The organism is Mongoliibacter sp. (genome assembly GCF_007692705.1).
GTDB lineage: Bacteria > Bacteroidota > Bacteroidia > Cytophagales > Cyclobacteriaceae > Mongoliibacter.
In genome coordinates this window covers 1-23,580 of sequence record NZ_REBN01000272.1, presented here as the reverse complement: position 1 = coordinate 23,580, position 23,580 = coordinate 1, and the positions used below count along the sequence as shown (strand labels likewise).

The following is a 23,580-nucleotide window of genomic DNA, read 5'->3' as shown; positions in this document are numbered from 1 at the left end:
TGGGGTTAATCCTTGGGCCTTTTTATTTTTTACAATAAAACATATTCAAAAAGATTGAAGTTAATATGAAAATAGATATTCGATGTTAGAACATTTTTTCCAGTGTCCTTATTGTTTTGAGGAAATTTCAATGTTGCTAGACCCGTCTATTTACAAACAGCAGTACATTGAGGACTGCGAGGTCTGTTGTAACCCAATAGAAATCAGCCTGGAAATGGAGTCAGGTGAGTTAGTGTATTTTGAAGCCAATTCAATAGAACAATAATGCTGTTTGAAAAAAAAGATAGTCTGGAAGAAATATTCAAGGCAATAACTCACGAGTTACACAGGGGAGCTTTGGATAAAAAGCATCCTTTTCGTTTTGTAGTATTGGCAACTCATAGTCAATCTTTTCCCGATACGAGGTATGTTGTGCTTAGGTCTGTCAGTAAAACTCTGGAAATGTATATTTTCAGTGACTTCAGGACTGAAAAAGTAAAGTCTATTGTAGCAAACCCAAACGTTAGTCTTCTTTTTTATCATCCTCAAAAAAGGGTTCAGCTTAGAGTTAGTGCCAAAGCATTTATCCATCAGCAGAACGAAATAGCCAATCGGGAATGGAGCAAAATACAAGGGGAGGCTCAAAAAGCTTATAATTCAAGCCTTCCTCCAGGCGAAATGATTGAAGATCTTAATAGGGCCTATTCGTGGAATGAGGACTTAACTGATCCGAGCAACTTCGCCGTGATTAAAGTTATTCCTGAAAAAATCGATGTTTTGCAGCTTAGTGGTATGGAACATATCAGGGCTTCTTTTAAACGCAAGGAGACAATCTGGAAAGGCTCTTGGCTTGTTCCTTAAGGATATACATCATAGATGTTTTTTTTAAAGAAATAGAGACTGACAAATACAGACAACCTGTGTCAATTATTTTTTTTATGATTATTGTTTAAGTACCTTGATGAGGTAATCAATTGACAAAAGTAAAAGCAGATTTTTTAATGGGATTGATTTTTTTGTCGCCCTGATTTCACACTATTCTTGGAGTTGATTACAAACTCAGAATTGAAAACAAAACAAATTTAATATGTGGATAGCATCAACGAATGGATTTATTTCAATAGTCCAGCATTGGGACAAACCGGATACTCTATTGGTCAGGGCAAGGGTTCGCAAAGACCTACTAAGTATTTTCTCTGAACTAAGAATTATTGAGATTCCTAATGCGGATTATCGCTTTAGGGTATTGGTTTCCAAGAATGAGTTTGCGGAGCTAATGTTTAATCAGGTTATGGGAATTGATTATCCCAACTTTAAAAACAGAATAGCTACATCAGATTCTCAAAAGGATAAATTGGATATCTACCACCAGATATGGTCAATCATGTTCAACTATGCAAAGCGCCTTAGATATGGAAAATCACAATTATAAATCAAACTTGGAGTTGGTTTTAAAAAACTTAGAAAAGCAACATCAGGAATTAATATATGGAATCATCAATTTGGGATTGGCAGGAGAATTTCATGAGATAGATGAGGCTTTTGAAGTTGGAGATACCTTTGAGTTCAGTGTTGAAATGTTTGAAAACAGCAATGATATCAATGTCAATTTACTTTTCGAGTTGCTTGAAAAAAATATTGAAACCTATGAGAAATTAATGAATTTAAACCCTTCTAAAATTTATGACGATGAGTAAAATAACATTTGTAGTCGGTGCTTCTGGAGTAGGAAAAAGCACATTTATAGAGAATTATAAAGGAAGGAATCCAACTTGCCAAGTATTAGATATTCCTGCTCTATGGAAAAATAAATATGGGAGTTGTGACTTATTGATAGAGGGTGATGAAATGGATTTGGATTTATATATGGAAGCATCTGATTTGGCCTTTTTTGCGATCATCAATAATGAGGAGCTTGTTGTGGAATACAATGCCAATGGAGAAGATGAGGGGATAGCTGACCTAATTTCTTTGGCAAAGAAACTAGGGATCAACACAGAGATAATCTTTTTGGATCTTGATGCAAATGAGGCATTCCAAAGAGTTCAAAAATCCGGACCCGATTACTTCCCCTCTCACTCAATCAAAGAAATGACAGAAGATATACTGATCTGTACACTTTACTCTATTGAGGAGAATATGGGGCTTACTGAAATCTGTAGTGTGGCTACGGAAGCATTGGATATTTCTTTGTTTAAAAAATCGGAAGAGGGGATTGAGTCATATTTTTATATTTCCGCGCCTAAAAGAGGTTTAATGCAAGAGGACCTGGGAAGCCTAAACGGTTCTCAGTCTCCTGTAAAAGAGTATTTAAGTTTTGAGGAAGTGTTTGCTCAATTCCAGAAGGAGTATTCCGTATTTAATTGTGAATTGATACACTTGGATGATGAATATAAAGATAAAACGAAATTGATATTTGATGAATTTTTTGTCCAGCAAGTGTCAGATGATTTTTCTCACCAATCTTGGTTGAACCTTTGAATTGATTTTGATTCGTTTACAATACTAGATAATAGATATATTTTCTATCTTAGGAATGTCAATTAAGCTGAACATGATAGAGGATTCTAAAACTAAATCGGGTAAGTCATCGAGAGAAGCACAGACCTTTTATAGGGTCACTTTTAAAAATAATATTGGACTCCTCCATATTGCAGATAACAAGGCCAATATGCTAATTAGCATCAATACATTGGTTATTTCTGCTATCATTGCGATTTCCGGTTATGGAGCAATTGCCAATCAATTTGAGGAAATGGGTTTGAAAGTTGTTCTTCCAGTAGGTTTGATTTTGGTATTTTGTCTTATTTCCACAGCATTAGCTGTACAAGCTGCTAAACCCAAAATCATTTCTAAAGACAGAAAACCATACCAACCTGAAAAGGGAAGTCTGATTTTTTTTGGTGAAAGCGCTAGACTTTCGTTGAATAATTACTTGGATGAGATTTCGAAAGTCCTGACTTCAAAAAATGAAATGAATGAACAAATGTCTATTGCCTTGTACCAACAAGGAGTTGTATTAGATAGCAAGTACAGGCTCTTGGGCTATGCATACAGTTTATTTATTCTTGGAATAGCCATGGGTACAATGGCATTTGTTTTATTCATGTTTATCTCATAGAAAATATTGTATATTCTTGTTTTTCAGTATATTGAGGTGTTTTAAAATTAATGCCTTCAATATGAATATTTTTCTTTATCGAAGTTATAATCTTATTTTTTCTAAGTGTTGCAAAAATAGTCTGTTGTTTTTGATGCCTTACTTGCTGTTGGTAGCTCCTGTTTTTGGACAATACAGCAAAATGACAGATCTTTTTGAGAGTGAGGAAGTACTTGAAATGCAGCTTGCTTTTTCTTTTAAAGAAGTAAGAAAAAAGAAGGAAAAGAAAGACCGAACTCCTACAGTAATGTTGTTTAGTGAATCAAAAAATGAATGGGATTCTTTAGCTGTAGAAGTGAGGGCAAGAGGAAACTTCAGGAGAAAAACATGTTTTTTCCCACCATTAAAAATCCGAATTAAGAAAAAAATAAGAAAGGGTGGGATTTTTGAAAATCATAAAAACCTTAAGCTTGTGTTGCCTTGCAACGATTCACAAGGAAAAGATGATCTTCTGGTTAAAGAATATTTGGCCTATAAATTATATGAAGTTTTTAGTCCATATTATTTCAAAACAAGACTTGTTGACCTGAATATCACTGATGTTTCAGGTAGACAGCCCAAAACCTATGCAGTCAAAGGGATTTTGATTGAAGATGATAAGCTGGTTGCCGAAAGGTTTGGCGGGAAATTGGCAAAAGATGTTCAGGTCAACCCTTTTAGGCTTCACGATACTACTGCTGTGCAGCATGATTTTTTTCAGTTTATGATAGCCAATACCGATTGGTCCACCGTTGCACAACACAATAGTACCCTAATGATGGTGGGTAGGAAGTATATTCCTTTGCCATATGATTTTGATATGGCTGGATTAGTAGATGCTCCTTATTCGGTGGTAAATGAGAGTTTACCAATTGCCACGGTTAGAGAAAGGTTGTATAGAGGGGTTTGTTTTGATCCAGGTGTTTTTCAACAGGTCAGGGCTGGATATCTAGAAAAAGAATCAATTCTTTGGGAGACCTTTGAAAAGAATACGACGCTTTTGAACTCAAAAGAAGTGAATAATATGAGGAAGTTTCTAGAAGATTTTTTTGATATTTTGAAGGACGATAGGAAGTTCAATAATCAGATTTTGGGAGCTTGTAGGTCGATTAATTGATTTTTTCCAAAATGATTTTATTATTTTAGTTAATTCAGATTCTTGAATTTCAATCATTTATTGATATTTTTATTCATTACCATTTAAACCTAAACGAATGAAAAATATGCATTTTGACGCCTCCCGTAGGGAATTCCTCGCCAAGTCTGCTCTACTTTCCACAGGGTCAGTTTTTTTAACTGGAATAGCACAGGCTTTATCATTACACGACAACCCCGATGTTAAGATGAAGCTAGCGCTTATAGGCCTTGGCATTCGAGGGGTGAATATGTTTGGAAGGGAGGTTCAAAATAGCTACAAGGACCAGGTAGAGTTTGTTGGCCTTTGCGATAATAACAAAGGGAGATTAGAATTTGGGAAAAAACACATTGGCGTCGACTGCCCATTGTTTGAAGATTTTGACAAGATGCTCAGCGAAACAAAGCCGGATGTAGTCATAGTCACTACCATAGATAATACACACCATACATTTATCATTAAGGCGCTGGAGTTTGGCTGTCACGTAATCACGGAGAAACCAATGACTACAGACGAGGATAAATGTCAGGCGATACTTGATGCAGAGCGAAGGTCAGACAAAAAAGTAATCGTTACATTCAATTACAGGTATTCACCGCATCGGCAAAAGATGTATGAGATCCTGAGAAGCGGTGAACTTGGTGATATTACTTCAGTGGACTTTCATTGGTACCTTGACACTTCACATGGGGCAGATTATTTTAGGAGGTGGCATGGTTTCAAAGAAAAAGGCGGGACCCTATTGGTTCATAAATCTACGCATCATTTTGATTTACTGAATTGGTGGCTGGACTCAGATCCTGAAGAAGTTTTTGCTTATGGAGCCTTGGAGTTCTATGGTAAAAACGGGAAGTTTCGTCATACACATTGTCGTACCTGTCCACATCAAGCCAACTGTGATTTCTTTTGGGACATAAGTAAAAACCAGCATTTGGTCAATCTTTATGTGGACAATGAAGAGTATGATGGATACCTAAGGGATGGGTGTGTCTACAGGGAGGATATAGATATTTATGATAAAATGGCAGTTCAAATCAAATATAAAAATGCTGTGCAGGTGAGCTATTCCCTGACAACCTATTCACCCTATGAAGGGTATCGTATAGCATTTAATGGGACAAAAGGAAGAATGGAGGCTTGGATTAAAGAGTCACAACCATGGCAGGAAGACCCACAAGATGAAATCAGAGTTACCAAAAATTTTGGAGAATCAGAAATTATAGTAATTCCCCACGGTGGCGGTGGTCACGGAGGAGGAGATACCCGACTGAAGGATAAGCTTTTTAAGGATCCCGAAATGAATGATCCCTATCGACAATCTGCTGGAACAAGAGATGGTGCCATGTCGATTTTAGTGGGAATTGCTGCTAGGAACAGCATTGAAAGCGGAAAACCAATCAGAATTGAGTCACTTACCGATATTGAATTGACAGAATCAGGAAGAGGAACTTGATGAATTTTCTTAAAGCTCAGAACGTGTGTAAACCTTTTTCATGCCAAAGACTGTTCTTTTAAAAATGAAAGAAATCCGTATCAAAAATATGGTTTGTCCACGTTGTATTATGGCAGTTGAAAGCCAACTGGAAAAACTCAAGTTGCCTTTTGATTCTGTCAGTTTAGGGAAAGTTGTTTTCAGAAATGAATTAAGTGAGAACCAAATTTCTTATTTGAATAACAACCTTACACCGCTAGGCTTTGAAATTTTAAAGAGTAAGGACACCCAGCTTATAGAATCCATAAAAAACAAGTTGCAGGAATTGGTCAGGGAGGCTGATATCCCTTCAGGATTCAATCTTTCTGACTTTTTAGGGAAGACCATTGGACAGGATTACACAAAGCTCAGTCATCTTTTCAGTAGCATGGAAGGACAGACCATTGAGAAGTTCTTCATCCAACTAAAAATCGATAAAGTAAGAGAATGGCTTTTTTATCATGAGCTACAGCTTAGTGAAATGGCTTGGAAGTTAGGATATAGTTCTGTTCAGCACCTTTCTTCCCAATTCAAGAAAATTACTGGTATGACTCCATCCGATTATAAAAAGCTCAAATCATCCGGAACTGAAGGATGGAAGTAATTAATATAATGTAATTTCACCCAACCATATCAATAACCATTTTTTTCTTTTGATTTATGAATAGAAAGACTAATGACGACAGACTTTGAGTGGGTAAGGATACCCGAAGAAATCAATAATCAATATGTTATTCCTTTTCGATAGTAACTCTAAAATTTTGGTAACAAATCGGCTAGTCGGATTGTAAAAAGCAAAGGCGTCGATTCACATCGACGCCTGAAAAGTTGCAAGGATTTTGAAAAAATGTTCGTTTGCTGTACGAATCAAAAGTAGAAATAAACCTTTAGCCAATTCAGAAATTGCCATTAAGTATAGTTTAAATAAATCTAGGTGAAAAGTCAGTTTTTTAATGATTTAGTAATAATTGAAGAATTCTAATACTGTTTTATGGACTATTGTGGCATTATTTAAAGAGGGAAACTTCTTGACTGGCACTTTAATGTCTATTTATATACAAGGCTATGGCTGTCTTTTTGTAATTTTTAAGTAATCCCAATTCCTTATCTTCTAATTTCCATACCTTTGCAGCAAAGAAGGAAAATAGTGAAAGCGAGAACATTAAAAAAAGACAAAGTTAACATCATTACAATGGGCTGTTCCAAGAATTTGGTAGACTCAGAGGTACTGTTAACGCAACTAAAAGGCAACGGGATAGACGCAAGCCACGAAGTAAATTCTAATGATAATAATATCATCATTATCAATACCTGCGGTTTTATTGACAATGCTAAGCAGGAATCCATCGACACCATTTTACAATATGTGGATGCCAAGGAGAAGGGTATTGTAGACAAAGTCTATGTGACTGGTTGCCTTTCTCAACGATACAAAGACGATCTAGAAAAAGAAATCCCACAGGTGGATGCTTATTTTGGTACCAGGGATTTGCCTGCCTTGTTGAAAAAATTCAAAGCAGATTACAAGCATGAGTTGGTGGGCGAAAGACTGTTGACACATAATGCGCATTATGCTTACATGAAGATTTCGGAGGGCTGTGACAGACCATGTTCTTTTTGTGCGATACCACTCATGAGAGGAGGTCACATTTCACGTCCAATAGAGGAGCTGGTCAAGGAAGCGGAACATAAGGCGGCTAATGGAACCAAGGAAATGTTGCTTATTGCTCAAGACTCCACTTACTATGGCCTGGATTTGTACAAAAAAAGGAATCTTGCCGAATTGATGAGAAGGCTTTCCGATGTACAAGGTATCGATTGGATCAGGTTGCATTATGCGTACCCAACTGGATTCCCGATGGATGTCATCGAGGTGATGAAAGAAAGGGATAATATCTGCAATTACCTGGACATACCTCTTCAGCATGGCTCCACATCAGTCTTGAAGACGATGAGGAGGGGAACCACAAGAGAAAAACAGGAAGCATTGATCCATTCCATCAGAGACTTGATCCCTGAAATTGCCATCCGGACGACTTTGATAGCAGGCCATCCTGGGGAAGGCGAAAAGGAGTTTGAGGAGATGGTGGATTTTGTAGAGCGAATGAAATTCGAGCGCCTTGGGGTGTTCACCTATTCACATGAAGAAAATACCCATGCCCATAGCATGGAGGACAATATCCCTCAGGAAGTCAAGCAGGAAAGAGCTAATTATTTGATGGAAATTCAGGAACAGGTCAGTTATGAATTGAATCAGGAAAAGATCGGAAAGAATTTTAAAGTTCTCATTGATAAAAAGGAAAATGGATACTTCGTGGGCAGGACTGAGTTTGATTCTGTGGAAGTGGATAATGAGGTTTTGATAGATGCGTCACAATATTATTGCAGGATTGGCGACTTTGTGCAAGCTGAAATTACCGATGCCACGGAATTTGACCTTTATGGCAAGGTCATTTAAATTTCACCTCCTCAAACATTTTAATAAATCCATCGGAATTACTGATGGATTTTTTTATTTTAACCTTTATTTAATTTTTACGTGGTAACTAATATGAAAAATCTACTCCTGATTATTGTCTTTTTTGTTTCCTTTTCTTTGGCTGCTCAACAGCATGGTGATGGATTCGTCAGAATGTATTATGGTACCAATAAGTTGGTAGGTGAAGGGACTTTGATGGATGGTAAAAAGGAAGGTAAATGGAAAATTTACCTGCGCAAAAACTTAGATAGTCCGTTTTTCAAAGAAGAGGAGACATTTGACTTGACTCACGAAAAGGATTTTTTGAAAAACTTTATTACGCATCCACCTATTAGGGTAATTACTTTTAGGAATGATGTGCCACATGGCCCATTTGAGTCATTTTATCTCACAGGAAAGCTTGAATCCTTCGCAATGTTTAAAGAAGGAGTATTGGATGGAGAATTTCAGGAATTGTCGGAATTTGGCAAGCCTATGAAAACCGGAAGATTTTTAAATGGAAAAATGCACCGTCATTGGAAAAATTACTACCTGGATGGAAGATTGAAGTCAGAGGAAAATTACTTTATGGGAGTTAGGATTGGAGAATGGAGAAAGTATCATCTTAATGGTCAATTGCAGGAATTGATCACTTATATCCAACACAAGCCTCACGGTGAATACAAACTTTTTTTCCCCAACGGAAAAATTAAAGTAAAGGGTGAGTTTGAGCATGGTGCACAGGTAGGAGAATGGCAAGAGTATTTTGAAAATGGGAATTTGGCTACCATAGGGAATTTCGAAAACGGTTTGGAAGAGGGGATGTGGGAAGTTTATGATCCTGAAGGAAGGGTTTTGACTATGGGAGCATACTCAGAAGGTGAAAAAGTAGGGGCTTGGACTGAAATCACGGAGATTCATACTGAGATTTTGAGAAGGGGACATTATGACGAGAACCTTAAGTCTGGTAGTTGGAAGCTGATAACCAAAGCGGGGGATGTATTGCAGGAAGAATTGTATGAAAATGGACGTTTGGTTGCTTTTAGTCCATTCAGGGCACTGGACGGAGAAATACTTGAAGCGGGAAATTTTGAAAATGGAAATGGTTCACGGGTTTATTATAACCCTATGGGATATAAGATCGCCTGGGGTCAGCTTCAGGATGGGCTTCAGCAGGGTTTTTGGCAGTATTTTCACCCAAACTCAGAACAGGTAGCCAAAGTGGGGAGATATAATGGAGGCCTGGAAGAAGGGGAGTGGAAATTTTATTCTATCAGAGGGACATTAATTAGCGAGGACACTTTCATAAATGGAGTTGCCATGTCCGATGAAAATTATCTAGAGGGGAGTTCGGGAATGCTGGGGCCCACAGACCTTTTTCCAAATGCCAACTCTGATACTGCGATGAGACAAAATGGAATGCAACTGTTTAGACCAAACAGCTGGCACAGGTTTGGGGGCGGATTAAACAGATAGTTACAAAATAGATTTAAGAAAGTATTATTTTAAATCTGCTCAAATTCTTTCCAAATCAAATCATAATGATTTGTTAAAATAGAAAGGTTGAATCGTTGGCTTGATCTGTATATTTTTCGCAAAATATTTAACATAATTTTCTAGAAAGTTATACAAATGAAAAAGACGATTCTTGCACTCTTTTTGACAGTTGCTTCGATGGGTTTAAAAGCACAATATTCTTACGATTTACAAGGGCACAGGGGAAGCAGAGGTCTGATGCCAGAAAATACCATTCCTGCTATGATCAAGGCCCTTGATTTGGGCGTGACCACATTAGAACTCGACCTTGCCGTAACATCTGACGGTGAAATCATTGTTTCTCACGAACCCTGGATGAACCCTGCCATATGTCTAACACCCGAGAGACAGGAAATTCCTCAAGGTGATCGTTCCCACAATATTTTTAAAATGACATGGGCTGAGGTGCAGCAATTTGACTGTGGCTCAAAAGCGCAAACGGGTTTTCCCGAGCAGGTGCTTTTCCATGCGGTCAAGCCAAGGCTGGTTGATCTTATTGAGGTGGTCGAAAAGTATGTGAAAGACCATAAGCTGTCTCCTCCCAACTACAATATTGAAATCAAAAGTCTGCCTGACGGAGATGGGGTGTATCATCCTTCACCAAAGGAATTCTCAGATTTGGTTTATACGCTGATTGCTGAAAAATTGGATTGGGAAAGAGTTAATATTCAGTCTTTTGACTTTAGGGTATTGAAATATATCCACGAGGCATACCCTGACGTTACCTTAGCCATGTTGATAACGGATCCAAGTAAGTATGAGGAACAACTTGCATCTTTGGGATTTCAACCGCCTATTTATTCACCTTACTTCGTATCACTCACTCAAGATATTGTTGAAGAGCTTCATCAAAAGGGAATGAAAGTGATTCCGTGGACTGTTAATACCACTGAACAAATGGAAAATTTACTGAGTATGGGTGTAGATGGAATCATTACAGATTTCCCAGATAGGGCTCCAAAAAAATAGCTATTACAGCACTTGTTTTGCCAAGCAATCCTTTCTGTCTATTTTTAGCCTTTATTTAAATTGTAAGGCTACATATGAAAATACTGGAAGTCAAAAGTCCAGCTGAGGAAAAGGAGTTTTTGGATTTTGCCGTCAGACTTTATAAAAATGAAGTAAATTGGATAAGGCCCTTGGATAAAGATATCCAGGGCCTTTTTCACCCAGAAACAAACAAACTTTTCAAACTTGGGGGTAAAGCGAGACGATGGTTATTACAAGATAATTCAGGGGTTACAATTGGAAGGATAGCAGCTTTTCTCAATCCTAAATGGAAAGAAAAACAACCAACAGGAGGATTGGGGTTTTTTGAATGTATAAATAGTCAAGAAGCTGCATTCAAGCTTTTTGATATTGCTAAAGAATGGCTCGAGTCTCAGGGAATGGAAGCCATGGACGGCCCAGTCAATTTTGGAGAAAGAGATAAGTGGTGGGGGCTTTTGGTGGATGGATTTTCACCCCCCAATTACAATATGCCTTGGAATTTCGCATATTACAGGGAGTTTTTTGAAGCTTATGGCTTTCAGATTTATTTCAGACAGTTTACCTATATGAGACCTGTAAAGGGGGTAGGCTTTGATGAAAAAATGATAGATAGGGCGAACAAAATCATGGGAGACCCAAAATTTACCTTCAGACATATAGAGGGTAAAGAGCTTAGCGAAAGGGCACCTCAGTATTTTATGGATGTATATAATAAGGCTTGGGCAAAACATATGGGAAAGAGCCTTGCTTTAAAAGAAACCCAGTTAATGTTTAGGAAAATGAAACCTATCATGGATCCCAGGTTGATTTATTTTGGATTTAATAATGGAGAACCTATTTCATTTTTTATAAATATTCCCGAGATCAATCAGATTTTTAAATATGTCAATGGAAAAATGGATCTGATAGGAAAATTGAAATTCCTGTGGAACAGAAAATTCAACCCTCCTAACAAAATGCTTGGATTGGTGTTTGGTGTTGTGCCGGAATTTCAGGGTAAAGGTGTGGAATCAGCAATGATTATGAGTTATAATGAACAGTTTGCAATTAAGGAGTCGTTTCCATACAAGACTATAGAGATGAATTGGATTGGGGATTTCAACCCTAAAATGATGCGGGTATGTGAACAGCTAAATGCTACAATTTACAAGACTCACCATACCTACAGGTTCCTGTTTGATAGAACAAGGCCATTTGAAAGACACAAAATTTTCGAATAACATAGATTTAATAAAAATATCAAAAGACAAAAAAATGAAAAAATATGATGTTACTGGCATAGGCAATGCACTGGTAGATATAGAGTTCAAAGTGAAAGATCAATTTTTTATTGATAATTCCGTAGAAAAAGGAGTAATGACTTTAGTGGATGAAGAACGCCAGAATTCTTTGATGCAAGTCATCGATACGGTAGAAGCCAAGAAACAATGCGGAGGCTCCGCAGCTAATTCTGTTATTGCAGTAAGTCAATTCGGGGGTAAATCTTTTTATTGTTGCAAAGTTGCCAATGATGAGCTTGGGCGATTTTTCGTGGAAGATATGAAAGAGTCCGGAGTGGATAATAACCTTGATTCGGATCGATTGGAAGATGGGATTACAGGGAAATGCCTTGTAATGGTCACTGATGACTCTGAAAGGACCATGAATACCTTTCTGGGTATTACTCAAAATTTTTCTGTAAAAGAAGTAAATGAAGCAGCCATTAAGGATTCCAAGTTTCTGTTTATAGAAGGCTATCTTGTCACATCTCCGAATGGAAAAGAAGCCATGATGCGTGCAAAAAAAATAGCTGAAGAGTCATCTACCAAAGTGGCTCTTACCTTTTCCGATCCGGCAATGGTTAAGTACTTCAAAGAGGGGTTTGAGGATGTGATTGGACCGAGCGTTGATTTACTTTTTGCCAATGAGGAGGAAGCGATGCTGTTTACAGGGAAAGATACACTGGAGGAAGCAAGGGAAGAGATGAAAAAGGCTGCCAAACATTTTGTCATTACCCAAGGTAAAAATGGTGCTTTGATCTTTGATGGAGATACCTTTATAGATATTGAGCCATATAAAACTACCGCAATAGACAGTAATGGTGCTGGAGATATGTTTGCAGGGGCATTTTTGTATGGGATTACAAATGGACATAGTTATGCCAGCAGCGGTAAATTGGCCTCTATGGCGAGCTCTCAAATCGTCAGTCAATTTGGGCCAAGGTTGAAGTGGCATCAGGCAAAGGAAATCTTAAATAGATTAAATCCATAATCATATATCACATGCTACAAATTAGAATTTTGTAGCATGTGTTTTTTTCAACATAAAGAGAAAAGAAAATATTTTTGTGAGTTTAGAATACCCTAGGCCGCTTACCGTAATAATTATCCGTTTATATAAAACAAAAAGGCATCATCAGCTTGTTTAGTTGAATATATAATCATATTTTTCCAACGCTTTTTTAAAAAATACTCACTTATCATCGAAATTAGGCAATAAAATAATTCAGTTGATAAATTAATATTGAAATACAAATCTTTACAATTAATACTAAACCAATAAATATGAGAAAGTTATGCTTTTCCCTATTGCTCGGGACCTTTTTAGTGGTTTCAAGCATGGCGCAAACTCAGATAGAGTTCAGGGAGTTTACGCTTGATAATGGACTTCACGTAATCCTTCATCAGGACAGAAGTACTCCGATTGTAGCTACTACCGTTTTCTATCATGTAGGTTCAAAAAATGAGGATCCTGAAAGAACTGGGTTTGCCCACTTTTTTGAGCATTTGATGTTTGAAGGGACTGAAAATATCCCTCGAGGTAAGTATTTTGAAATAGTGGAATCAGCAGGTGGTACGCTCAATGCAGGTACAAGCCAGGATTACACCATTTACTTTGAAATTCTGCCTTCCAATCAATTAGAGTTGGCCTTATACTTAGAATCAGAAAGAATGCTTCATGCCAAAGTTGATCAGGTCGGAGTAGATACTCAGAGGGAAGTGATCAAACAGGAAATGAAGCAGGTGATGGAGGAGCGTCCTTATGGGAACTTTCAGAGAGAATTGCCCGAAAGGTTGTATACCAATCACCCTTACAGATGGCCGATTATCGGAGCTGCGGAACATTTGGACGCAGCATCTTTAGAAGAATTTGTTGATTTCTATAAAACCTTTTACGTTCCAAATAATGCCACTTTGACTTTGGTCGGTGATTTCGAATACGATGATGCAGAAGAATTGGTCAAGAAATATTTTTCAGAGATTCCGAAGGGAACTAAAGAAATGAGAAGACCTAATGTCGAAATTGAAAGATTGGCAGAGGAAATCAAAGATAATATTTATGACAATATTCAGCTTCCAGCAGTTTTTCAAGGGTATATCATGCCAGCCAAAAACCACGAAGACTACTATGCATTGGATCTGCTTAGTACCTATCTTCTTTCAGGTAAGAGCTCTTTGATGTACCGAAAGCTGGTAGATGAATCGCAGAAAGCTGTTCAAGCCGCAGCCATCCCTAACAATTTGGAAGATGGGGGCATGTTTATTATCCGCGCGATTGCCAATATGGGCATTGATGTAGAAGATCTTAACACTGCCATGGATGAGATTTTAGCGGAAGTCAAAGAAAATGGAGTCAGTGATAATGATTTTACCAAATTATTGAATATTAAAGAGACCCAATATGTCAATAGTCTTGGATCAGTAGTCAACATAGCCATGGAATTGGCCCAGGCTCATGTATTTTATGGCGAAGCTGACTACATCAATAAAAAGTTGGAAAAATACAGAGCTGTCAAGCCCGAAGATATCAAAAGGGTAGCAAATCAGTACCTTACCAAAGACAGCAGAGTTGTGCTAAACTACCTTCCAAAATCGGCTCAGACTACAGAATGATCACGCTTTAATCAAAACAAGAAATGAAAAAATTATTCATATATTTTATAATGGCCATGTTCGCTACTTCAGCGATAGCTCAGGTAGATAGAAGTAAAATGCCTGAACCTGGCCCAGCACCGGAAATCAAACTCGGAAATGCTGAAAGCTTCACCTTGAACAATGGACTGAAGGTATTTGTGGTACAAAACTCAAAATTACCTAGAGTCTCTTACACCCTGATCATAGACAGAGATCCTGTATTGGAGGGCGATAAAGCTGGAATGTTAAGTTTTGTAGGGGATATGCTTACCGCAGGTACTTCCAATAGACCGAAAGATGAATTCAACGAAGAAGTTGATTTTCTTGGCGCAAGGATTTCAGGATCTTCTACTTCTCTAAGTGCATCTACTTTAACCAAAAATCAAGAGAAGGTACTGGAATTGATGGCTGATGTACTTTACAATGCCGTATTTCCTGAGGAAGAATTGGAAAAATTGAAAACAATGGTAAAGTCATCTTTAGCTTTGCAAAAGAATGATCCCAATGGAATTTCAAATACATTAACCACAAAATTGGCTTACGGAACAGACCACCCTTACGGTGAGGTCAGGACAGAAAAAACAGTTGATAATGTTACGGTAGAAGATATCAAGCAATACGTGAATACCTTCTTCAGACCTAATATTGCTTATTTGGCTATTGTTGGAGATGTAGACTTGGAGACAGCGAAGACTTTGGTAGACAAGCATTTTTCCAAATGGGAAAAGGCTGAAGTGCCCACTTTTGAATATGCTATGCCTCAGCCTCCTGCTGAAAATGTAGTTGCTTTGGTGGACAGGTCATCTTCCCAACAGTCTGTCATCAACGTTACATATCCTATAGAAAATAATTTGGCTTCAGAGGATTATCTAGCCAATAGAATCGTAGGTTTTGTTCTTGGTGGTGGAGCTTCTTCTAGATTGTTTGTGAACCTCAGAGAAGACAAAAGCTGGACTTATGGAGCCAATGCCTCAATCGGTCAAGATGAGTTGGTAGCTACTTTCTCTGCTTTTTCAAGTGTCAGAGGCTCTGCTACAGATTCTGCAGTAAACGAGTTTATCTATGAAATTCGAAACTTAAGAGATAATGGTATAACTGAAGAGGAGTTGGCCTCTGCCAAAGCCAATCTCAGCGGAGCATTTGGAAGATCACTAGAGAGCCCTTCTACGATAGCCAACTTCTTTTTGAACATTGAAATATATAATTTACCTCAGGATTATTACACCACATATCTTCAGCGCCTAAATGCACTGACAGTGGATCAAGTAAATGCCGCAGCAAAACGCATCCTGAAACCCGAGAATATGTATATAACCGTAGTTGGTAATGGTTCAGAGGTACAAGAAGGACTTATGGCTTTTGGTGAAGTACAAAGATTTAATAATACGGGCGAACCTGAGGTAACTGTAGCGGTAGATGAGAGCATTACTCCGGAAGCAGTGATTCAGGCCTATCTTTCTGCCATTGGCGGTGCCGAAAAAGTAAAGTCTATCAAAACTTCTAAAATGGAGTCTGTAGCAGAAGTACAGGGGATGAAACTTGAAATGTCTTATGTTTATGACGAACAAAATCAAGCATTTTCCAACAAAGTGTCCATGATGGGAAATGTTGCTTCACATACTTTGATCAAAGATGGTAAGGCAACAGTAACTGCTATGGGACAATCCCAAGAGTTAAGCGATGAACAATTTGAAGCTGCAAAAATGAATATGTTTATCTTCCCTGAACTTCATTATGAGTTAATGGGGTATACTTTGGAACTTGATGGTATAAGAGAAATAGAAGGAGAGGAAGCTTATAAGTTGGTGGTTTCGAATCCTACGGGAGCTTCGACAATCAATTATTATAGTGTGGAGTCAGGTTTGAAATTAAAATCGGAAAGTGCAGACACAGGAGAAATGATTTTTGATGAATACGAAGAAGTTGAGGGAATCAAATACCCTATGATGATGACACTGAAGTCTCCAATGATACCTATGCCTTTAGAGGCAAAAGTTGGTAAAATAGAGTTTAATGTGCCAATTTCTGAAGATGATATGAAATGATGTAAATAAGGAGAAGAAATCTCTCTATTTTGTTTAAATTCATGAAAAATATATTACAAGATGAAAAATAAAAATATACTCTTAAAGGCTTTGGTGCTTTGCATCATTCTTGCTCAGGTTTCCCCAGTTTTTGCTGGGAATATCTCTACTGATAACGCTGAGGTTAAAACTTTAAATGATCCGGAGACAGTTATATCCAATTATTTAAAGGCTGTTGGAGGAAAAGATAACATAGCAAAAATCAAAAATTCCGTGATTACTATGGAGGCTGATTTCCAAGGAACAGTGATCAAGATCAAAGGAATTTCTGATAGTGAAAATGAGAGGATGGTTCAAGAAACTTCTATAATGGGAAATATTGCCCAACGTACTGTTTTGGCTAATGGTAAAGCAACTTTGATCGCTATGGGCCAAGAACAAGTAGTTCCTGAAGATATGATTCAATCATTGAAAGCACAGGTTTATGTTTTCCCCGAAGAGCACTACCAAGAAATGGGATATGATTTGGAGTTACAGGGTACTGAAGATATTGAAGGAGAAGAAGCTCATAAGTTGGTTATCACTACCTCTAACAACATGAAAACAGTAGAATATTACTCTGTAGCCTCAGGTTTGAAGTTAAGAACCAGTTCAGATGCTGCCGGTGATATCACATACAGTGATTACGAAGAAGTGGATGGTGTGAAATTCCCTATGAAAATGACCATCAAAAACCCAATGATGCCAATGGCGCTTGAAACTAAAGTGACTTCGTTAGAATTCAATCAGGAGCTTTCAGATGAAGATTTCAAATAAATTGATTTCCATCTCATTTGATAAGAGACATCGCAAAATAAAAAGGGAGCCAAATCGGCTCCCTTTTTTATGCATTTGGATGCTCTTTCATCCAATGGTCAACGGAGAATTTGCCAGAGCCATAGATTAGAAATACCAAAAGAAGTATCAATACTACAATTGAAAGTTCAAACTCCAGATTATTGCTGACAGAAAGGAATCCTTGTTGAATATTCACAAAGTATACTGCGAAAAAGACAATGATACTTTTGGGAAATAGCGGCTATTATCATTTTCAATCGGAAGATTTATTATTCTTTCATATCGTTTCACCTTTACCATATTACCTGGTGTCACCGCAAAGTTTTTTAATGGATCAGGTTCCTGATCATTGTTTAACAATAATTCATCACCAATCATAAATACTGAGTATGCTTTCGAGTCAGGATGGACTTGAATAATTTTTCTGTTTTCATTTACCCTTATTCCCAACTCATGGAGAAGAGTATTATCTTCAAATCTTAAGTCTAAAGCTATTCCTGATGAATTGAGGGCTGTTTTTACAAATGGGATGATATCAATCTTTTCAAACAAAAGCTTGTTCAAAAGCATGAATGACTTTTCTGAATAATTTCGAACGAGGTCTAGAAAATCATAGAGTTTATACCCTTTACCGGTTTTTCCAAAAAGCTCCCAAAATTCTTTCATGATCATTTGAAGCCCCGAATTGTCACTTTTTAGTGAAACATCCAAACAAAAAGAAATGAGGGCTCCTCTATTGTAAATATTAACCTTGTCTTCCGGAATCCCCGGCGTATATCCATCTAGCCATAAATTGAAACTGGATTCCACAATGGATTCATTTGTCCAGCCTAGGTTGTCAGATTCTTTTTGGATTTGATTCTCCAAAATTTTCAAATAATCCATTTGCGAAAAATACCCTGAGGTCAGAAGATAATAATCACCCATATATGTGGTAATTCCTTCGAGAATAAAACCCGTATCTAAGTACGTCTCTTTGGACAGGTCATATTCAAGCAATTCTTTTGGCCGGATTCTACAGACATTCCAAAAATGATATAGTTCATGGGAGCTAACCCCAATAAGTTTCTTTAACAAGTCTCCCTCCGCTAGCTTGCTTGCAGGGCCTATAGTAATGACTGTAGAAAACTGATGTTCTACACCGTGATAATGCTGATAGGGGAGAAGGAGAAATATAAAATGGTAATCGTCGGCAGGAAAACCACCAAAGTCTTCCATCATCTTCTTGGTAAACCCTTTGAATACCTCTAAGATTTCCAGACTATTAAACTGTACATCTCCAACCCACCATAAGTGAAATTTTGAACTCGCAATTTTATAAGATTGATTTGAAATATTTTTTCCTGCCGTCCATGGGCTATCCATGATATGCTGATATCCATTAGCTTTCCACGTATTATTTGCTACCATTGGTAGAGGTGTGGCTATTTTATAAGTTTTTGGAATGTCTATGCTAACATCAATACTCTCTTTTTCCCTTCCTTGAACTTCAAAAATAAAATTGCTGAAGTTCAGATAAAGTAACTCATCATCTGACCAGCAGCTGCCTGCATTCATCGTGGCACAATAGTATTCATAATGGATTTTATATTCACCTTGAGAATGAGCCGTAAAAATCCAACGGTCTTTACTGATTTTTTGGAAAGCAACTTTTTCACCGTTTGAAAAGACATCAAAGGATCGGATATTTTTTGCGAAATTTGTGAGTTCATATCTTCCAGGTCTCCAGGCAGCTAATTGTAGTGTGATTGTTTCGTTTTGTTCACAAGGAATATGCAAGACTATCTGGATGAATTGTGATACTTTTGATTCTCTTTTGATAAAATACTTCATTTTTCAAACTGCTTAACTGTAACAAAAGTAAACGCCTGGTTTGTAAATAAAAAAAAGCTATCTATCTTTGCAATCCTTTTAGAGGAGAACCCTTGAGAAGAATAGTTAGGAAAGCAAAAAATATTAAAAGCATATCGTCATGAAAAGAACATTTCAGCCTTCTCGTAGAAAAAGAAGAAACAAGCACGGTTTCAGACTAAGAATGTCTACTGCTAATGGAAGAAGAGTATTGAAGTCTAGAAGAGCGAAGGGAAGGCACAAGCTTACCGTTTCTTCTGAAAAGACATTGAAAAAGTAATTCTTAGCATTTAATTTCCGTATTTTGATACGAAAACAAAATGCAATGAATTACAAACTTACAAAGAATGAGAGATTACATTCTGAAAAGTTAATTAAGGAACTTTTTAATAAAGGTTCCTCTTTTTTTTTACACCCCTTCAAAGTCCTGCTTTTAGACATGCCAGTTGAAGGTGATGGAACTGTTCAAGTACTTTTTTCGGTTTCAAAGAAGAAAATCAAACAGGCAGTCAAAAGGAATTTCATCAAAAGAAGGATGAAGGAAGCTTTCAGGCTCAATAAAAATGAGCTCAAAAACATTTCCAAAAACAGAAAACTCATAGGTCTAATTTACGTTTCTGCTGATGTTGATACATTTCAAAATATCGAAAGGAAAACACTGAAGGTCATCGACCGAATAAATTCTATCTCCGAAAAACAAAATCCACTTCCATGACCAATAAGAATAAAAACAAACTGATTGCAGTGCTAGGCACAGCTTTGATTGCAGTTTTACTTTTTTCATTTGTCAACCGTAACGATAAGCTTTTTACAATAGCAAAAAACTTAGATATTTTCGCTTCATTGGTGAGGGAATTGGATTCCTATTACGTTGATGATATTGATGCTGATAATCTTGTTACAGTCGGAATAAATGCTATGCTGGAAGAATTGGATCCATATACGGAATATATTCCAGAAGAAAATTCTGATGATTTCAGACTTATGACTACTGGAGAGTATGGAGGTGTAGGCGCGCTTATAGGAAATAGAACAGGATCAAATATGATCCTTATGCCTTACAAAGGGTTTCCTGCTCAAGCCGGAGGGTTAAGGATAGGAGATCAGATTCTTATGGTTGACACTGTCAATGTGGTAGATAAAGCTACTGCAGATATTTCAAAATTGTTGAAGGGGCCAGCCAACACGGACGTTTTTGTAAAAGTAAAAAGGGGGGAGGATACAGTTTCAGTTAATCTAACCAGAAGGAAAATTGTCATCAGTAATGTGCCTTATTATGGTAAAATTGATGAGAAGACAGGTTATATTAAATTGTCAGACTTCACCACTAATGCTGCTGCAGATGTCAGAAAAGCAATGGTTGATCTAAAATCCCAGGGAATTGAAAGACTTGTATTAGATGTACGTGATAATCCAGGAGGTATTCTTAAGGAAGCGGTTGAAATCGTCAATCTTTTTATTCCAAAGGGTAAGGAAGTCGTAAGTACCATTGGAAAGCTTGAGAGTGTCAACGCAGTTTATAAAACTACAAAATCCCCACTTGATAAAGATATTCCGCTGGTGGTGCTTATTAATGAGCGAAGTGCTTCAGCAGCTGAGATTGTCGCAGGTGCACTTCAGGATTATGACAGGGCAGTTTTGATTGGGCGTAAAACATTTGGAAAAGGTTTAGTACAAACGACCGTACCGCTTTCCTACAACTCTCAGGTAAAAGTAACCACTGCTAAATATTACATTCCGAGTGGGAGATGTATACAGGCTATTGACTACAGCAAAAAAGATGAAAATGGAAATTCAAGGTCTATCCCGGATTCATTAAGGAATGAATTTAAAACTAAAAATGGGAGGATTGTAAGAGATGGTGCCGGTATTGAACCAGATAGAAAAATTGAGTCAAAGTCTTACGCTCCTATCACTTATAGCTTAGTTGCTAGAAGTTTGATTTTTGATTATGGTAATGAGTTTTACAGAAAACATGAATCAATAGGGAAGCCATCAGAATTTGAAGTAGACGAAACCATATACGAGAATTTTGTCTCGTGGCTTGAGGGTAAAGATTACGATTATACCACTTATGTTGAGAAAGCCTTAGAGGACTTGGTAAAGTATGCTGAAAAAGAAAAATATTTCGAAGAAATTCAGCCTACGATCAAGGATTTGAAAAATAAAGTAACTCACAACAAGGAGCAAGATCTTATTACTTATCAAGGCGAGATTAAGTCGGCTTTAAAGGAGGAACTGATTTCGAGATATTACTATCAGGAAGGAGTCATAGAGTCCTCATTGAATGATGATGACGACATTGATATGGCTATGAAAGTTTTTTCAGATCAAGTTGAGCTTAAAAATATTTTAACAGCTTCTGTCAAAAGAAAAAATTAAGTAATGTCACTGATTCTATCTGTAGAAACTGCAACCAATAATTGCTCCGTTGCCCTTCATGAAAATGGTACCCTTATCCATCTCCACGAAAATAATGAACCCAATTCTCATGGAAGGTTGATCGTAAAAATGATTGAAAGTCTTTTTACAAATGCAGGAGTTAAAGTGAAAGACCTTCAAGCTGTGGCAGTGTCTAAAGGCCCTGGTTCTTACACTGGGTTAAGGATAGGTGTTTCGACTGCTAAGGGTATATCTTTCGGCTTGGGGATACCTATTATAGCTGTGGATACGCTTAAGGCCTTGGCAAAGCAAGCTGTGTCAGAAAGTTTGAGTGAAAATAAATTGATTGTTCCCATGATTGATGCGAGAAGGATGGAGGTTTACACCGCAATTTATGATCATAGCCTCAAAATAATCCAACCACTGAGTCCTGTTATTGTGGAAGAAAATATTTTTGAAAAGTATCTCGAAAACTTTGAGATAACTTTCTTAGGTGACGGTATGAATAAACTTAAGGATATTTTGAAGCATCCAAATGCAATTTTTTTAGATTGTGAAAATTCTGCTAAAACCATTGGAGAACTGGCCTTTACCAAGTATGCAAATGGAGAGTTTGAAGACTTAGCTTATTTTGAACCGAACTACTTGAAAGATTTTCAAGTTCTTAAGTCAAAGAAAAACCTACTACTTCAATGACTGAAATAATTAATAGAGTAGCGAATAGTCCAATTATTACCATTGATCTTGAAAACTTTTACAGAAAAGAGCAAAGAGTAGTCTTTGATTTAAAGGATTTTCTCTTTCAGGGCATGGTACTTAAAGAGAAAGATTTTAGAAATGCTTTAAAGAATTTTGATTGGAATCTGTTCAAAGGTAAATTGGTAGCAGTGACATGCTCCGAAGATGCCATCGTTCCGACATGGGCTTTTATGCTTGTAGGGACTTACCTGGGGAAATTCGACATTGAGTATGTTATCGGTGACTTGGCATCATTAGAGCAGTTTTTATTTGAAAAGGAGCTTTCTGAAATTGATCCCGAGTTGTACAGGGACAGGCCAGTTGTTGTCAAAGGTTGCAGTAAATATCCAGTTCCATTCTATGCTTACGGAAGGGTTGTATCTCTACTTCAGCCTTTTGCAAAATCGATCATGTACGGAGAACCGTGCAGCACAGTTCCTTTGTATAAACGGGATAAAAAATAGTGTGCAAACTCTCCGGAAATAAATTAATCTTTTTTCTTATTCAGGTTTGGTAAATCCCACAAAGAGGTATAAGTTTGCATTCCAATTTCAGCAGAAAGGCTGATACAATATTTGACAAGTGTGTGGTGTGAAGAGTTAGAAAGAAAAAAAAACAATTTTTTTTATCGACACTTTTGGATGTTAAAAATAAACACCGATATTTGCACTCGCTTTTGGAGAAACGAGCTCCGAACAATCTCTTTGAAGAAGAGAAAAAGTTCATTGAAATGGTAAAAACAAAACGACACAAGTAGCATTTGCTACGAAATTAAAGAGTCAGGAAGACAACTAGGAATGTATTTATATATTCCACAACAAACTATACAACGGAGAGTTTGATCCTGGCTCAGGATGAACGCTAGCGGCAGGCTTAATACATGCAAGTCGTACGGTAGAGATTCTTTCGGGGATCTTGAGAGTGGCGCACGGGTGCGTAACGCGTATGCAACCTACCTGTTACAGGGGGATAGCCCGGGGAAACCCGGATTAATACCCCATGGTATATAGATACCGCATGGTATTTATATTAAAGATTTATCGGTAACAGATGGGCATGCGTAGGATTAGCTGGTTGGTAAGGTAACGGCTTACCAAGGCTACGATCCTTAGGGGTTCTGAGAGGAAGGTCCCCCACACTGGCACTG

24 protein-coding genes and 1 rRNA gene are annotated in these 23,580 nt (G+C 37.4%); 23 read left to right on the top strand and 2 right to left on the bottom strand.

Annotation, left to right across the window (positions count from 1 at the left end; translation table 11 throughout):
* Positions 1 to 82 precede the first annotated feature (82 nt).
* The 17 genes from EA341_RS18555 to EA341_RS18475 all read left to right on the top strand — a co-directional run bounded on the left by EA341_RS18555 (position 83) and on the right by EA341_RS18475 (position 17,441).
* Complete coding sequence (locus tag EA341_RS18555) at positions 83 to 265, top strand: CPXCG motif-containing cysteine-rich protein (RefSeq protein WP_293016669.1); 183 nt, start codon at positions 83 to 85, stop codon at positions 263 to 265.
* Entirely contained in the window at positions 265 to 840 is a 576-nt protein-coding gene (locus EA341_RS18550; RefSeq protein ID WP_293016668.1) for a pyridoxamine 5'-phosphate oxidase family protein, read from the top strand. The genes EA341_RS18555 and EA341_RS18550 overlap by 1 nt, the downstream gene beginning before the upstream one ends.
* 226 nt (positions 841 to 1,066) lie before the next feature.
* Positions 1,067 to 1,411, top strand: coding sequence for a hypothetical protein (locus EA341_RS18545; RefSeq protein WP_293016667.1), 345 nt, complete (start codon positions 1,067 to 1,069; stop codon positions 1,409 to 1,411).
* On the top strand, positions 1,392 to 1,676 hold the full coding sequence (locus EA341_RS18540; RefSeq protein ID WP_293016666.1) for a hypothetical protein: 285 nt from the start codon (positions 1,392 to 1,394) through the stop codon (positions 1,674 to 1,676). The genes EA341_RS18545 and EA341_RS18540 overlap by 20 nt, the downstream gene beginning before the upstream one ends.
* Entirely contained in the window at positions 1,669 to 2,460 is a 792-nt protein-coding gene (locus EA341_RS18535) for an AAA family ATPase (RefSeq protein ID WP_293016665.1), read from the top strand. Before EA341_RS18540 ends, EA341_RS18535 begins: the two co-directional genes overlap by 8 nt.
* Positions 2,461 to 2,533: 73 nt before the next feature.
* Positions 2,534 to 3,100 (top strand): Pycsar system effector family protein, encoded by a 567-nt coding sequence (locus EA341_RS18530; RefSeq protein ID WP_293016664.1) that lies wholly within the window; start codon positions 2,534 to 2,536, stop codon positions 3,098 to 3,100.
* Positions 3,101 to 3,233: 133 nt separating this feature from the next.
* Entirely contained in the window at positions 3,234 to 4,235 is a 1,002-nt protein-coding gene (locus EA341_RS18525) for a hypothetical protein (protein ID WP_293016663.1), read from the top strand.
* 97 nt (positions 4,236 to 4,332) lie between these two features.
* Positions 4,333 to 5,706 carry a Gfo/Idh/MocA family protein gene (locus EA341_RS18520; protein ID WP_293016662.1) on the top strand — a complete coding sequence of 458 codons (1,374 nt, stop codon included), beginning with the start codon at positions 4,333 to 4,335 and terminating at the stop codon, positions 5,704 to 5,706.
* A gap of 40 nt (positions 5,707 to 5,746) precedes the next feature.
* Complete coding sequence (locus tag EA341_RS18515) at positions 5,747 to 6,328, top strand: AraC family transcriptional regulator (protein WP_293016661.1); 582 nt, start codon at positions 5,747 to 5,749, stop codon at positions 6,326 to 6,328.
* 543 nt (positions 6,329 to 6,871) lie between these two features.
* Positions 6,872 to 8,182 (top strand): 30S ribosomal protein S12 methylthiotransferase RimO, encoded by a 1,311-nt coding sequence (rimO, locus tag EA341_RS18510; protein ID WP_293016673.1) that lies wholly within the window; start codon positions 6,872 to 6,874, stop codon positions 8,180 to 8,182.
* 93 nt (positions 8,183 to 8,275) lie between these two features.
* On the top strand, positions 8,276 to 9,658 hold the full coding sequence (locus tag EA341_RS18505) for a toxin-antitoxin system YwqK family antitoxin (protein WP_293016660.1): 1,383 nt from the start codon (positions 8,276 to 8,278) through the stop codon (positions 9,656 to 9,658).
* 156 nt (positions 9,659 to 9,814) lie between these two features.
* Positions 9,815 to 10,687: a glycerophosphodiester phosphodiesterase family protein gene (locus EA341_RS18500; RefSeq protein WP_293016659.1), complete on the top strand. Its 873-nt coding sequence runs from the start codon at positions 9,815 to 9,817 to the stop codon at positions 10,685 to 10,687.
* 74 nt (positions 10,688 to 10,761) lie between these two features.
* Positions 10,762 to 11,928: a hypothetical protein gene (locus tag EA341_RS18495; protein ID WP_293016658.1), complete on the top strand. Its 1,167-nt coding sequence runs from the start codon at positions 10,762 to 10,764 to the stop codon at positions 11,926 to 11,928.
* A 34-nt stretch (positions 11,929 to 11,962) separates the two neighbouring features.
* A complete protein-coding gene (locus EA341_RS18490) occupies positions 11,963 to 12,958 on the top strand; it encodes an adenosine kinase (protein WP_293016657.1) in 996 nt (331 codons plus the stop codon).
* Positions 12,959 to 13,251: 293 nt separating this feature from the next.
* Positions 13,252 to 14,580 (top strand): pitrilysin family protein, encoded by a 1,329-nt coding sequence (locus tag EA341_RS18485; RefSeq protein ID WP_293016656.1) that lies wholly within the window; start codon positions 13,252 to 13,254, stop codon positions 14,578 to 14,580.
* Positions 14,581 to 14,603: 23 nt separating this feature from the next.
* Positions 14,604 to 16,646, top strand: coding sequence for a pitrilysin family protein (locus EA341_RS18480; RefSeq protein WP_293016655.1), 2,043 nt, complete (start codon positions 14,604 to 14,606; stop codon positions 16,644 to 16,646).
* A gap of 60 nt (positions 16,647 to 16,706) precedes the next feature.
* Positions 16,707 to 17,441 carry a peptidase, M16 family protein gene (locus EA341_RS18475; protein ID WP_293016654.1) on the top strand — a complete coding sequence of 245 codons (735 nt, stop codon included), beginning with the start codon at positions 16,707 to 16,709 and terminating at the stop codon, positions 17,439 to 17,441.
* Between the two features lie 67 nt (positions 17,442 to 17,508).
* Here EA341_RS18475 and EA341_RS18470 read toward each other — a convergent pair whose 3' ends face one another.
* The gene (locus EA341_RS18470) at positions 17,509 to 17,658 is read right to left on the bottom strand and encodes a hypothetical protein (RefSeq protein WP_293016653.1); all 150 of its coding nucleotides are present in this window, start codon (positions 17,656 to 17,658) and stop codon (positions 17,509 to 17,511) included.
* Positions 17,655 to 19,295, bottom strand: a complete 1,641-nt coding sequence (locus EA341_RS18465; protein ID WP_293016652.1) for a M61 family peptidase — start codon at positions 19,293 to 19,295, stop codon at positions 17,655 to 17,657. The genes EA341_RS18470 and EA341_RS18465 overlap by 4 nt, the downstream gene beginning before the upstream one ends.
* Before the next feature lie 139 nt (positions 19,296 to 19,434).
* Between EA341_RS18465 and rpmH the strand changes: the two genes are divergently transcribed.
* The 6 genes from rpmH to EA341_RS18435 form a co-directional block, all read left to right on the top strand.
* Positions 19,435 to 19,593 (top strand): 50S ribosomal protein L34, encoded by a 159-nt coding sequence (rpmH, locus tag EA341_RS18460; protein ID WP_009032742.1) that lies wholly within the window; start codon positions 19,435 to 19,437, stop codon positions 19,591 to 19,593.
* Positions 19,594 to 19,638: 45 nt separating this feature from the next.
* Positions 19,639 to 20,028 (top strand): ribonuclease P protein component, encoded by a 390-nt coding sequence (rnpA, locus tag EA341_RS18455; protein WP_293016651.1) that lies wholly within the window; start codon positions 19,639 to 19,641, stop codon positions 20,026 to 20,028.
* A complete protein-coding gene (locus EA341_RS18450) occupies positions 20,025 to 21,695 on the top strand; it encodes a S41 family peptidase (RefSeq protein ID WP_293016650.1) in 1,671 nt (556 codons plus the stop codon). The genes rnpA and EA341_RS18450 overlap by 4 nt, the downstream gene beginning before the upstream one ends.
* A 3-nt stretch (positions 21,696 to 21,698) precedes the next feature.
* Entirely contained in the window at positions 21,699 to 22,391 is a 693-nt protein-coding gene (gene tsaB, locus EA341_RS18445) for a tRNA (adenosine(37)-N6)-threonylcarbamoyltransferase complex dimerization subunit type 1 TsaB (RefSeq protein WP_293016649.1), read from the top strand.
* Positions 22,388 to 22,897 carry a DUF2480 family protein gene (locus tag EA341_RS18440; protein ID WP_293016648.1) on the top strand — a complete coding sequence of 170 codons (510 nt, stop codon included), beginning with the start codon at positions 22,388 to 22,390 and terminating at the stop codon, positions 22,895 to 22,897. The genes tsaB and EA341_RS18440 overlap by 4 nt, the downstream gene beginning before the upstream one ends.
* A gap of 362 nt (positions 22,898 to 23,259) precedes the next feature.
* Positions 23,260 to 23,580: ribosomal RNA gene (locus EA341_RS18435) — 16S ribosomal RNA — on the top strand; the annotation flags it as partial.